The following is a 12,441-nucleotide window of genomic DNA, read 5'->3' as shown; positions in this document are numbered from 1 at the left end:
TGAGTCGATGGGCACCCTCGCAGGCACGGCCGACCAGCGCCGCAGCGGGAGTCTCAGGAGTAAGCCCGCTACACCGTGTTGTCCGTCTCAGGCGGTGTGGCGAGTGTCAGGCCGCCGGGCCTGGGCGGCATGCGGTCAAGGCGAAAAAATCCGTGGCTTTCGCGGCAACCTTTTCGATCTCTCGGACCACTCAGTGGTGTCCGGCCAAGTGGTCCGGTCAGATGCAATGGCTGAAAGAGAGCACAGGCGTGTCCCTGGAACGAGAGCACAGACATGTCCCCGGCCCACCCACGTCATCGGCGGCGTCACCCGTCGGCGGCCACCGTGCCGCCGACGGAGCGCGCGGTGGTCGCCCGAAGCATCGTGGCCGTCGGTTGCTCGCGCGTCGGGGTCTCTGGGCGGGTCTCTCCATGGTGGTCGTGGCCGGCTCGGCTGTCGTGGTCAGCCAGGCTTCGGCGGAGCAGAAAACCCTGGATCTGAAGAAGTGGTACGTGCTGGTCAACCGCAACAGCGGCAAGGTGCTGGACGACCGCGCCTCCGCCAAGAACGACGGCGCGGCGGTGGTGCAGTGGAGCCGTCACGGCGGCCCCAACCAGCAGTGGCGGTTCATCGACGCGGGTGACGGCTACTACCGGCTGCAGAACCGGAACTCCGGCAAGGTGCTGGACGACCTCGGCTGGTCGAAGACCGCCGGCTCCGCCGTCGTGCAGTGGAAGGACCTGAACGGCGCCAACCAGCAGTTCAAACTGGCCAAGTCGCCGGACGGCTACATGCGTCTGGTCAATCGCTTCAGCGGCATGGCTGTCGATGTCCGCAACGCCGCCAAGGCCGACGGAGGCGCCGTCGTCCAGAACCGCGACCGGGGCGGCGCCGATCAGCAGTGGAAACTCGTCCCGGTCGGGAGCGTCGGCAGCTCCGGTACGCCCACCGCGCCGAGCAGCAGCGTTCCCAGCAGCCCGGCTACGAGCAGCTCGCACCCGTCGTCCACGCCGTCGTCCACGCCGTCTCCCGTGGCCGGTGGCGGCAGCTCGACGAAGCGTTTCATGGGCAGCAGCACGGTGCTCATCGGCGGCTCGGTGTCCGACGCCTCGGCGGCCGCCGCGCCGTTCGACATGCGGTACGCCTATGTGCACAGCCAGCCCGCGCCTTCGTCGGACTACTACACGGCGGCGAAATGCCACGACGACTGGTCGGGCTGGTGGGGCTGCTGGAACGGCAGCACCACGGCGCCCGGCACGTACGTGACCTGGCGGGACGACGTGGTGTCCCAGGCGACGTACAAGGGCAGCGCGCGTCCGCAGAAGATGCTGTGGACCTGGTACTCGTTGCGCGACCTCGGCGATGCGGCGGGCGAGGGCGACGGTCCGGGTGAGGTCAAGGCCATCAACCGGACCGACCTGCTCACCCGCTACCTGAACGACTACCGCTTCTTCCTCCAGAAGATCGGCAAGTCGCAGGCCGCGATCGACCTCGAGCCCGACTTCTGGGGCTACGTCCGCTCGCTCGGCGATCCGCACCAGGTTCCCGCACAGGTGAAGAGCGCGAATCCGACGGACTGCGGATCGCAGGAGAACAGCGCCACCGGGCTCGCCCAGTGCCTGATCTCGATGGGGCACAAGTACGCGCCGAACACCGCCGTGGGGATGCACCTCTCCTGCTTCGACTGGGAGACCAACACGCAGGCTTGCGTCAAGTCCTACGAGAGCTTCGGGGCGAAGAACGCCGACTTCCTGGCCACCGACGTGTCGGACCGCGACGCGGGCTGGTACGCACAGCCGGCCCACGGCGGCAGTGACCACTTCTGGAACGACCAGAAGGCCGCCGCCGCGCTGCAGTTCTACAAGACGATGGCCGAGTCCGTGGGCAAGCCGGTCGTCCTGTGGCAGATCCCCGTGGGCAACATGGCGCAGAACAACACCCTCAACCATTACAAGGACGACAAGGTCGACTGGTTCTTCTCGCACATGGACCAGGTCGCGAACGCCCATGTCGCCGGGCTGCTGTTCGGTCCGGGCCAGCAGGAACAGACAACGGCCGAGACCGACGGCGGAAACCTGATCAACAAGACCATCGCCTACCACAACTCGGGCGGCACAGCGCTCAAGTAGCGGCACAGCCCTCTAGTAGGCGAAGACGACGAATGCGCCCCCATCTCCCCGATGGGGGCGCATTCGTCGTCTTCGCCGGGCCCACGCCTGGTCCCCGAACGACGGGAACCCCAGCCGGCGTACGGCTGGGGTTCCTCGAGGCGGTGAGTACCGGTCAGCGGGTCAGCGCTGCAGGGTGAGGACACCCGGCCGCCACGGCAGCCTGTCGTAGGGGCCGCTCGCGGTGGGGGACTTGCCCTGGTAGAGGAACTGCAGGTGGCAGGGGTCGATGGTCATGGTCTGGTCGGGGTTGTCGCGGACCAGGTCACCGTGGCTGATGTCGCCCGTCCAGGTGGCACCGCTGTTGGCCTTGCCCGCGAAGGGGTTGGTCTCGGTGGCGGCCTGCGGGGTCCATGAACCGCTCAGGCTGGAGGCCGTGAACGAGCGGAAGAAGCGCTGCTCGTTCGCGCCCCGCGCCTCGACGATCATCAGGTACTGGTTCTGGCCCTTCACCTTGTAGACCTGCGGCGCCTCGAAGAGGTTCTTCACCGAGTCGCTCATGACCGTCGTGTACGAGGAGCCGAAGCTGCCGGGGAAGTCCCCGATCGGCATGCTCGCCCGGTAGATCTTGCCGTTGTCGCCGGCGAAGAACAGGTACATGTTCTGGCCGTCGGCGATCAGGGTCTGGTCGATCGGGCCGGTGCCGGATTCGGCGCCCGGGATGCTGCCGGTGAACAGTGGCTTCGGCGCGGACCAGCCGCCCGGGTCGGTGGGGTCGCTGGAGGTGCGGTAGACGAAGGGCGCCGCGCCCCACTGTGACGCCAGCACCCAGATGTTCTTGGGCGCGAAGTAGAACAGCGTGGGCGCCACCGCGGACTGGTTCATCCCGGTCTGGCCGGCCGACGCCATGTCCGACCAGTTCGTGAAGGGCTTGAACATCATCGAGCCGTACGACGATCCCGACACGTTCGACGCATAGACCTGGTGCTTGCCGCCGTACGTCACGGTGGTGAAGTCCTTCAGCGCGGCCCACCCGTTCGCCGGCTGCGCCAGCGGACCCGTCGACGTCCACCGGTACGTCGACGGAAGAGCGCATGTGGCGCCCGTCGGCGTGGGCGTTGCCGGGGTCGACGTCCTGAAGTTCCAGCGCTGGTTGGCGCCGCCGCCCGAGTCCCAGATCTGGACCGGAGTGCCGTTGGCGGTCCGGCCGCCGGGGAGTTCCAGGGCCCGGCCGCTGGCGACGTTGGTCAGCGTGTAGGAGCCGTCGCTGTTGCGGCCGGCCCGCCAGTGCTGGTTGGCGCCACCGTTGGCGTCCCAGACCGTCAGGCTCGTCCCGTTGGCCGTCCGGTTGCCCGGCTCGTCCAGTACCCGGCCGCTGGCGACATTGGTCAGCGTGTAGGAGCCGTCGCTGTTGCGGCCGGCCCGCCACTGCTGGTTGGAGGCGCCACTGGCGTCCCACACCTGGAGCGGGGTGCCGTTGCCGTTCTGTCCCAAGGGCTCGTCGAGAACGCGTCCGGCGGCCGCGTTGGAGAGCGTGTAGACGGTGCCGGAGGTGAGTCCCCCATCCGCCGTGCTCCCGCCGCTGCCGGCGCCCAGGGCGGTGAGCACCGCGTTGTAGGCGGGCTTCTTGTTGCCGCCCGCGTCGAACAGCAGCGGGTTCTCACCGGTGCGCCAGGAGTCGCTGTCGCGTATGCCCCACACCGTGATGCCCGTGCAGCGGGGGACGTTCATGCACGCCTGGACGGTGTCGGTGTACGCCGTCGGCGACGCCTGGGCGATGTCCAGCTCCGTGATCTGGACGTCCACGCCGAGCGCGGCGAACTTGGACAGGGTCGTCTGGAAGCCGGCCGGCGGTCCGCCGGTGCCGAAGTGGCTCTGGAAGCCGACGCAGTCGATGGGCACGCCCCGGGACTTGAAGTCGCGCACCATGTTGTAGACGCCCTGGGTCTTGGCGTCGGACCAGTTCTCGATGTTGTAGTCGTTGTAGCAGAGCTTGGCCGCGGGGTCGGCGTTCCGGGCGGTGCGGAACGCCTCCTCGATGAAGCCGTTGCCCAGCACGTCCTGGAACACCGAACTGCGGTGCTGACCGCTGCCGCCGTCGGCGAAGGCCTCGTTGACCACGTCCCAGGCGTAGATCCTGCCCTTGAAGTGGGTCATCTCGGTGGTGATGTGGTTGTCCATCACGCTGCGCAGGGTGTTGGCGTCGGTGATGGACTTCACCCAGCCGGGCAGCTGTGAGTGCCACACCAGGGTGTGGCCGCGCATCCGCTGACCGTGCGCGGAGGCGTGGGCGACGATCGAGTCGGCCGGCCCGAAGTTGAAGGTGCCGCGGGAGGGTTCGGTGGTGTCCCACTTCATCTCGTTCTCCGGGGTGATCATGTTGAACTCCCGGTCGAGAATCGTGGAGTACGTCGAGTCGCCGAGCCTGCCCGAGGACACCGCCGTACCGAAGTAGCGGCCGCTGCCGGCCGCAGCGGTGGCGGCCGTGGTCGGCGTGCTGGTGTTCGGCGTGCGGGCGGCCATGGCGACCAGCGGCACAGCGGCACCCGCGGCGGCGAGGACCACGGCGGCGGCGAGCACACGGCGGGTAGCCGGAACGCGGCGATGAGAGCGGTTCTGATCTGGCAACGGCATGTCTTTCTGGCGCGGCGGGCCTTGAATCCGGCCCTGTTGTCCGCCAGTTGCCGCCACGGGCCCAAAGGTTGCCGCGAACAGGGGAGGATCCGCTCGGCCGTCCGCGCAGCAGCGGTCACCGGGCCGGGACGAACCCTCCCCGGACCGAGGCGGAGCCGCCCGGACCCTGCGCGTCGACGCGGTAGGCATCGCCCGCGGCACTGCGCACGCCGCTGCCGTTGTTGAACTGAGCGGCCATTTCATAGCTCCCGGCCGGCACGGTCAGGCCCGGTTTGAGGACCCAGCGGTAGACCAGCATGCCGTCGGCCTCCCGGGTGGTGATGGTGAAGTCACCGCCCGGCAGGGTCTGCCAGGTGCCGGTGTTCTTCACCGCTCCGGTCTGCACGATCCGCATCTCGACGGTGAGCGAGGTGAGCGGCCGGGCCGTCTTGAGGACGAGGTTGCTCTGCGTCCAGTAGACGGTGCTTTTCGGGTCCACCGAGCCGGCCGACCACAGCGGCCCGTCCTGGCTCTGGCCGGCGGCCGGTGACGGGCTGTCGGCCGGCGGAGTCGGGCGCGAACTGCCCGGGGTGGTGACCGGGGCCGGCGCGACAGGGGTGGGGCGGGCCGATGTCGGCTGCCGGGAGGTGGCGTCCGGGGACGGGGTGGCCGGTGTGGTCACGGTGGCCGACGGCGACGAGTGCGTGACGATGGCGGCGACGGCCAGGCCGCCGGTCGCCAGGATGCCGGCGGCGGCGAACCCGGCGAGCGCGACCCTGGTCCCGGACCTCGCGAACGGCCGCGCGCGGTGACGGACGGCGGGGCCGGCCATGCCTCGTTGCACCCGGGCCAGCATCCTCGCGCGGTCGGGCCGGTGAGCCTCGGCGGCCTCACGCAGCCGACGGGCGATCTCCTCGTTCACCGGTTCCTCCTCCCTGCCATCAGGTCCCCGGCCGCTCGTGCGCCAAGTATCCTTTCCAGCTCGGCCATCCCCTTCGAGGTCTGGCTCTTCACCGTGCCGACCGATATGCCCAGCGCCAGCGCCGTGTCCTTCTCAGACAGGTCGAAGGCGTGCCGCAGTACCACGCAGGCGCGCTTGCGGAACGGCAGCCGGTCGAGCGCCGCGCGGACGTCCAGTACGGCCGCCGTGTCCGGCCCGTCCACCTTCTCGGGGCTGCGGGACCAGAACAGCGCGATCCGGCGTCGCTCGCGCACCGCGCTGCGGATCCGTCCCCGCGCCAGGTTGGCCACCACACCGCGGGCGTAGGCGACCGGGTGGTCGGCCTGCCGCAACCGGTCCCAGCGCTGCCACAGGGCGACCAGGGCATCCGCTGCGAGGTCGTCCGCCGCGTCGGCCTCACCGGTCAGGAGGTGGGCCAGACGGGCGAGTTCGGCATAGTGGCGTTCGAAGAATTCGTGGAACTCCGCGGACGCGTCATCGAGGACCATCCCCCGGTCGCCCTCTCCTGGCAAGGAAGTGCGCGTTAGTTGCGCGTTTAACAACGGGGGGCGCAGCCTAACAGTGCCCGGCCCGGTATTCGAACGGCGGCCGTGCTCGGTCGCGGGCCGGTGAAGGCCGGCCGGCAAGCTGGTCAATGCCCGGCGAACTGGACGCCGGGCGGCTGCACCGTCCCGGTGAGGACGGTCAGGTCCAGGCACGCCGGCACACCGACGACCAGCAGCCCCAGGGGAACACCCGTGACCAGTCCGCGCCTGCGCCACGGTTGCGGCGCGGCGTGCTTCGTTGCCCTCATGCCCGTCCATTCGGTAGTTCGGCTCGGACTTCCGGCTCCCAGTTGCCGCAGGAGACGAGAAGGTTGCCGCCACGACGCCATTTCCCGGCAACGGTGCACCGCACGAAAGGGGCCCGAAGAACATCGGACCCGGCGGCAGCCTTTCCTTCCCCGGCCTCCACCGGCATGGGCACCGCCGTCACGTACAGCGCCCTCGGTGGCCTCCAGGCCCCGGCCGTCCGGCCGCGGTTACCTGCCCGCCACCCACGGGCAACCTGGCTGTCATCCAGCTATCCGTAGGGTCGTCATTCCGATGTCAGGATGTCCTGTACCGCACCTACGGAGGTACGCCTCATGGGGCGGCCCGAGAGACCAGTGGACCCAACGGCCGGGCCCGTCCAGCGGCTCGCGCACGAGCTGCGCGAGCTGCGGAAGACCGCCGGAAGCCCCTCGTACCGGACGATGGCGAAGGCGGCGGGCTTCTCGGCGACCGCGCTGTCGCTGGCCGCCGCCGGTGAACGGCTGCCGTCCCTAGCCGTGGTCCAGGGCTATGTACGCGCCTGCGGGGGCGAGCCGGCCGAGTGGGAGCCGCGCTGGAAGGCCGCCGAGGCGGAGGCGAACCAGGCCCCCGCGGAGGACGGTGAGGACGCTCCGTCGCCGTATCGCGGTCTGGCCCGGTTCGAGCCGGACGACCGGCATGTGTTCTTCGGCCGCGACCGGATGGTCGACGAGGTCGGGCACCTGGTGTGCGAGCACCGGTTCGCGGTGCTGTTCGGCCCCTCGGGGAGTGGGAAGTCGTCCCTGCTGCGGGCCGGGCTGATCCCCCGGCTGCAGGAGGAGATCGCGGCGCGCGGTTGCCCGGCCGCCCTGCGGATCCTCACCCCGGGAGCCAAGCCGGCCACGACGTACGGCCATCTGCTGAGCCCGGCCGAGGACGAGCCGGAGAGCTGGGTGGTGGTGGACCAGTTCGAGGAGGTCTTCACCCTCTGCCGCGATCCACAGGAACGTTCCCGCTTCGTCGACCTGCTGCTCGCCGCCCGCGACCCCGACAGCAGACTGCGCGTGCTGGTCGCCGTACGCGCCGACTTCTACGCCCGCTGCGCCGAGCACCGCGGCCTCGCCGACGCGCTGCGCGGCGCCGGGCTGCTGCTCGGCCCGATGACGGCGGACGAACTGCGAGAGGCGGTGACCGGACCGGCGCAGGCCGCCGGATGCCGTGTGGAGCGGACGCTGACCGCCCGTCTGATGGACGAGGTGCAGGGGGAGCCCGGCGGGCTGCCGATGCTCTCGCACGCCCTGCTGGAGACCTGGCGCCGCCGCAGGGGCCGGATGCTCACCCTGGCCGGGTACGAGGCCGCCGGCGGAGTGCGCGGCGCGATCGCGGCGACCGCGGAGGAGGTGTACGGCGGACTGTCCCCGGCCCAGGCGGGTGCCACCCGGCGGGTACTGCTGCGGATGGTCGAGCCGGGCCAGGGCACCCCCGACACCCGCCGACCGCTCACCCGGGCCGAGCTGGAGGAGTGGGCGGACGCCGATGTGCGGGTGGTGGTGGAGCGGCTGACCCGGGCCCGGCTGCTGACCGCCGACGAGGACGGCGTCCAGCTCGCCCACGAGGCCCTGATCACCTGCTGGCCCCGGCTGCACGGCTGGATCGAGGAGGACCGGGAGCGGCTGCGGCACCACCGGATGCTCGCGGACGCGGCCCGCACCTGGCTGGAACACGACCGCGACCCGGGCGACCTGTACCGGGGCAACCGGCTGGCCCGAACCGAGGAGCTGTTCCCGGACCCGGCGACCGACCCCGCGCTGACGGTGCCGGAGCGGGACTTCCTGTCCGCCGCGCTGGACGCCCGGGAGGCCGAGCAACGGGCCGCGGCCCGGATCAGCCGCAGGCACCGCATCCTGACCGGATCGCTGTCCGCCGTCCTCGCGGTGGCGCTGCTGACGGCTCTCGCCGTCTGGCAGGCCTACGACGACAACGAGCGCCGGCGCACCCAGGAAGCGGCCCGCCAGGTCGCCGACGTGGCCGACGCGCTGCGCACCACCGACCCGCACACCGCGCTGCTGCTGGGCGCGGCCGCCTGGCGCGTCGCCGAGCTGCCCGAGACCCGCCGCGCCCTGCTCGGCTCCCTCGCCCAGCAGGAGACGGACACCTTCACCGACCCCGTGCCCGGCGACACCGACTGGCTCTCCGTCTCCGGCCGTACGCTGCTGAGCGCCGCCGACCGCAGCTGGCGCACCTGGGACGTGCGAACGGGCCGGCGCACCGGCTCGGGCCGGCTGCCGGGCGGCATGGTCCTCGGGGCGAGCCCGGACGTGCGGGTGCTCGTGATCAACGGTCATGACGGGATACGGCTGTGGGACACGGCCACCGGGCACTGGACCGGCGGCGGTGGCCCGCTGCCGACGGACGCCGACGTCAGCTTTCCCAGCGACGACCGCACCTTCCTGGTCACCGAGGGCGGCCGGCTTCGGCTGCGCTCGGTCGCGGACGGCCGCGTGCTGTTCGAGGCCCCGGCACCGGGTATCACGGTCACGGCGCTCAGCACGGACGGACGGCGCGCGGCCGTCTGCTCCGGCGGACAGGCCCCGCAGCTGTGGGACATCCCCGGTCGCCGAGCCCTGCCCGGCGCCTGGCACAAGGACCGCCTCTGCGACGCGGACGCGAACACGACCGTCCTCGCGCTCGGCGGACAACGGCTTGCCGCCGCCACCGACACCAGGCTCCAGGTCTGGGACACCGGGACCGGCAAGCGGATCGCCGACCTCGCCGACGACGGGGTGGACCACGCCTCCTTCAGCCCGGACGGCTCCTTCCTGGCGACGGCCGACCACGAGGAGATCCGGGTGTGGCGGCTCGCGGCCCCCGACGTCCCCGTCTTCCGGCACTCCCTGAACAACCAGCGCCCTTACGGCGACCTGGCCTGGGGCCCGGACGGCCGCACCCTGCGCTACCTCGAGGGCAGCACCGTCCACACCCTCGACCTCGGCCCGGCTCTCACCCCGGCCTGGCGCGCCGCCCCGCTGGACGCCGTCGGCGCCGGCCCCGACGGCCGTACGTACGCCACGGCCGAGCGATCCGGTGACCGCTACCTCTTCCGGCTCCGCGCCACCGCCGACGACCGTCTGCTGAGCACCCTGCCCCCGGTGAACGTGCCCGTCGCCCGCGATCCCGACCCGGTGATGCCCGTCGACCCCCTCCCCCTGCTGGCGTTCAGCCCGGACGGCACGGCGCTCGCGTACGGTGTCTCGGCGCCCGGCCAGGAGGTCGTCTCGCAGTCCTTCACGGTGTGGGACGTCGCCCGTCACCGTGTTCGCTCCACCATGATCCTGCGCGGCGAACCGGTGGTGAAGACCGCTCTCGGACCCGGTGGGCGCACCTTGTACGCCGCCCGCTCCTCTCTTCGGCCCGGCGGCGACCTGTACGGCGAGGTGTGGGACACGGCGGCCCGCCGCAGAACGGCGGTGCTGCCGGGGCTGGTCGGCATCCACCTGGCCGTCCGCCCCGACGGCCGGCTGCTGGTCGGTGACGGACGCATCGCCGGGCTGCCGTCGGACAAGGTCACCAGCCGTGACCTGGTGCAGGGTGAGCAGGTGGGCGCGGTGGGGTTCTCGGCCGACGGCTCGTTGCTCGCGGCCGGCGACCAGATGGGCCGGGTCGCCCTGTGGGACGGGACGGCGAGCCGGCGAGCCGGTGTGCTGCGCAACGTCTTCCCGGAGCCGCTCGGTGACCGCCCGGAGGCGGTGAACGCGCTGGCGTTCAGCCCCGACGGCCGGACGCTGGCGGTGGGCGGCGACGCCGGCAGCGTGCAGCTGTGGGACGTGGCGACCCGCCAGCCCCTCGGCACCCCGCTGACCACACCCGGCGACGGCATCCAGTCCCTGGCCTTCTCACCCGACGGCAGGACCCTGTACGCGGCGAGTGCGCACGTCCCGCTCCAGCGGTACGCCGTCGATCCCGGACGGGCGATCGCGCGGGTCTGCGCCAGGGCGGGAACCGACCTGACGCCGGAACAGTGGCGGACGTACGTGCCGGACGCGCCTTACCGGCGGCCGTGCGGGGTCAGTGCGGGAGCCGGGGCGTGAGCTGCCGGGCCAGCGATACGAGCCGGGCGGCGTCCGTCGCCCCTTCTGTCTCCGCGAGGGTGAGCACCCAGGTCCTGGAACCCGCGCGCCACACCACGTAGGCGACGTTCTGCGGCGGCTGCAGCACCTGGACGGTCTCACGGAAGGCGCCCTGCCCCAACCCGGTGACTTCGGTGACCTTCACGTCGCGCATGCCCGCGGACGCTGGGTCGCGGACCAGGTTGTGAGAGGCAGAGACCTCGGCGTCGTAGGAACGGGCGGACGGGTTGAGGGTCAGCAGGGCGCTTCCGTCGCCGGAGGCGTAGCTGCACGAGTCCGGGGCGGTGCCCTTGCCGGGTGCGAGGCGGGGGGCCGGCTTCGGGGCGGTCAGCACCTGCCGGGCGGCGGACTCGTCGAGGACGGTGCACAGGTGGGAGGGCGGCAGGGTCTTGGGCGAGGAAGTGACGGAGGGGGCGACGGCGGGGCCGGGCGAGACGGCCGCCGTCGCAGCCGCACCGGTGGGGGAAGCTCCTGCGGCGGCCGGGAACGCGCTGCCGGAGGAGCAGGAGGCCAGCACAGCGCACAGGAGGGCGACGGCCGCGGGAGCGGCGGTGCGGAGCAGACGGCTGAGACGGCGCGGGTGCATGGCCGGGGTTCCTCACGAGGTCGGAGGTCGATCGGGAAGGAGGCCCGGCCCCGGTGCAGGTGCAGGAACACCGGGGCCGGGCCGGTCTGGGGTGTCAGCGCCAGATGTTGTAGGTGCCGTAGTCGTTGACCCGGAGGTTGGCCTCCCAGTGGCCCCACTCGTAGTTGCCGTCCCACCAGTACCGCTCACTGCCGTGTTCGCAGCCGGAGTGGTCGGTGCGGAAGGCGCCCACGAAGGTGCCCTGCGTCCAGCGGCGCTCCACCACCTGGATCGGCTGGGCGTACTGCCCCGGGCTCAGGTTCGTGGTGAAGGTGAACGAGGTCGAGGTGGACCCGTTGCGGCCGTAGGAGGGGGTGATGCTGGCGAGCACCTGGTTGAGCCAGGGGACGGGGTTGCTGACGCTGACGCCGACCGACCACTGCCAGCCCGTCGTCTTCGACTGCTGCCAGGCGTAGGAGCAGTTGGGTGCGTTCCAGGGGCAGCGGAAGGTGGGGCCGCGCCACACCCAGTCCTGCCAGGTGTTGCCGGCCTGGGACTGCGGCTTCGCCCAGGTGGTGTCGCCCTTGCGGATGTCGTAGCCGTCCGGCTTCCAGCACCAGGTGTCCGCCGAGGCGGAGCCGGGCGAGGCCAGCAGGACGAGCGGGGCGAGACCCAGGCTCAGCACCGGTGCCAGCCAGCGGCGGTGCTTGCTCTTCTTGTTCACTACGGGCTCTGCTGCGGGGGTCGTCAGAGCGTCGGGACGCACTTGGGTGGCTCCTTGCGGGGAGAGAGGCAATGGGGGGAGAGGGTCCGGCAGTACGAGCGGTGTACGACGGTCAGTGCCGGTTGACGACGATCAGGTGGTACTGGTCGTCGGTCGAGCGCCAGTCGCCCCACCAGTCGTCGTTCTGGCTCCATCCCTCGCAGCTTCCGCCGCGGAAGGCCGTCAGCGAGACCCGGTCGCTGTTGGAGAACCACACGCTCGGGTAGTAGCTCGTCTGGCCGGGCCGGCCGCCCGTGAGGCAGCGGTTCCACCGGTGACCGTTGGGCTCGGTGACACTGATACGCCAGCTGTACGCGTCCACGCTCTGGTTGACGATCTCGACGCAGGCGGTGAAGACCGGGGAGTTGCAGGCGGGGTGGGGGTAGGGGCGGGGCGGGGGAATGGTGGCGGCACTGGCCCCGCCTGCGGCCAGGGTCAGCGACCCTCCCGCGAGGGCGGCCACGGCCAGGGCGCCGACGATTCTCTTACGGAGTGAACGGGACACGGCTCCGCTCCCTTCTGTCCGGTTGGGTTCAGGCACCACCGAATCTCGGG

The 12,441-nt window shown here is 71.4% G+C and carries 9 protein-coding genes; 2 read left to right on the top strand and 7 right to left on the bottom strand.

The annotated features are described in order from the left end of the window. Nucleotides 1-410 precede the first annotated feature (410 nt). Complete coding sequence (locus tag ACFY1U_RS18230) at nt 411-2,108, top strand: RICIN domain-containing protein (protein WP_390695101.1); 1,698 nt, start codon at nt 411-413, stop codon at nt 2,106-2,108. A 162-nt stretch (nt 2,109-2,270) separates the two neighbouring features. Here ACFY1U_RS18230 and ACFY1U_RS18225 read toward each other — a convergent pair whose 3' ends face one another. From ACFY1U_RS18225 to ACFY1U_RS18210, 4 genes are all read right to left on the bottom strand, one after another. Beyond that, nucleotides 2,271-4,721: a non-reducing end alpha-L-arabinofuranosidase family hydrolase gene (locus tag ACFY1U_RS18225; protein WP_390695100.1), complete on the bottom strand. Its 2,451-nt coding sequence runs from the start codon at nt 4,719-4,721 to the stop codon at nt 2,271-2,273. Between the two features lie 115 nt (nt 4,722-4,836). Then, complete coding sequence (locus tag ACFY1U_RS18220; RefSeq protein ID WP_390695099.1) at nt 4,837-5,622, bottom strand: hypothetical protein; 786 nt, start codon at nt 5,620-5,622, stop codon at nt 4,837-4,839. Then, nucleotides 5,619-6,149: a SigE family RNA polymerase sigma factor gene (locus tag ACFY1U_RS18215; protein ID WP_390695098.1), complete on the bottom strand. Its 531-nt coding sequence runs from the start codon at nt 6,147-6,149 to the stop codon at nt 5,619-5,621. The genes ACFY1U_RS18220 and ACFY1U_RS18215 overlap by 4 nt, the downstream gene beginning before the upstream one ends. A gap of 143 nt (nt 6,150-6,292) precedes the next feature. Further along, nucleotides 6,293-6,454 carry a hypothetical protein gene (locus ACFY1U_RS18210; RefSeq protein WP_390695097.1) on the bottom strand — a complete coding sequence of 54 codons (162 nt, stop codon included), beginning with the start codon at nt 6,452-6,454 and terminating at the stop codon, nt 6,293-6,295. A gap of 333 nt (nt 6,455-6,787) precedes the next feature. Here ACFY1U_RS18210 and ACFY1U_RS18205 point away from each other — a divergent pair, with 333 nt between their 5' ends. Further along, complete coding sequence (locus tag ACFY1U_RS18205; protein ID WP_390695096.1) at nt 6,788-10,519, top strand: hypothetical protein; 3,732 nt, start codon at nt 6,788-6,790, stop codon at nt 10,517-10,519. On the opposite strand, the gene ACFY1U_RS18200 is transcribed toward ACFY1U_RS18205, so the two are convergent. From ACFY1U_RS18200 to ACFY1U_RS18190, 3 genes are all read right to left on the bottom strand, one after another. Continuing rightward, nucleotides 10,497-11,144 (bottom strand): hypothetical protein, encoded by a 648-nt coding sequence (locus ACFY1U_RS18200; protein WP_390695095.1) that lies wholly within the window; start codon nt 11,142-11,144, stop codon nt 10,497-10,499. The two genes, ACFY1U_RS18205 and ACFY1U_RS18200, sit on opposite strands and share 23 nt — an antisense overlap. A gap of 94 nt (nt 11,145-11,238) precedes the next feature. After that, nucleotides 11,239-11,889 carry a hypothetical protein gene (locus tag ACFY1U_RS18195; RefSeq protein WP_390695094.1) on the bottom strand — a complete coding sequence of 217 codons (651 nt, stop codon included), beginning with the start codon at nt 11,887-11,889 and terminating at the stop codon, nt 11,239-11,241. Between the two features lie 70 nt (nt 11,890-11,959). Beyond that, on the bottom strand, nt 11,960-12,391 hold the full coding sequence (locus tag ACFY1U_RS18190; RefSeq protein WP_390695093.1) for a hypothetical protein: 432 nt from the start codon (nt 12,389-12,391) through the stop codon (nt 11,960-11,962). Nucleotides 12,392-12,441: the final 50 nt, after the last annotated feature.

The sequence above is a fragment of the Streptomyces sp. NPDC001351 genome (assembly GCF_042896045.1).
Lineage (GTDB): Bacteria > Actinomycetota > Actinomycetes > Streptomycetales > Streptomycetaceae > Streptomyces.
The sequence above is the reverse complement of the archived record's forward strand: the minus strand, read 5'-3'. Positions and strand labels throughout refer to the sequence as shown.

Bases quoted from the DNA above. Each gene is read 5' to 3' on its own strand.
- ACFY1U_RS18230 (WP_390695101.1), top strand. From the start codon at position 411: ATGGTGGTCGTGGCCGGCTCGGCTGTCGTGGTCAGCCAGGCTTCGGCG.
- ACFY1U_RS18200 (WP_390695095.1), bottom strand. From the start codon at position 11,144: ATGCACCCGCGCCGTCTCAGCCGTCTGCTCCGCACCGCCGCTCCCGCG.
- ACFY1U_RS18210 (WP_390695097.1), bottom strand. From the start codon at position 6,454: ATGAGGGCAACGAAGCACGCCGCGCCGCAACCGTGGCGCAGGCGCGGA.
- ACFY1U_RS18205 (WP_390695096.1), top strand. From the start codon at position 6,788: ATGGGGCGGCCCGAGAGACCAGTGGACCCAACGGCCGGGCCCGTCCAG.
- ACFY1U_RS18215 (WP_390695098.1), bottom strand. From the start codon at position 6,149: ATGGTCCTCGATGACGCGTCCGCGGAGTTCCACGAATTCTTCGAACGC.
- ACFY1U_RS18225 (WP_390695100.1), bottom strand. From the start codon at position 4,721: ATGCCGTTGCCAGATCAGAACCGCTCTCATCGCCGCGTTCCGGCTACC.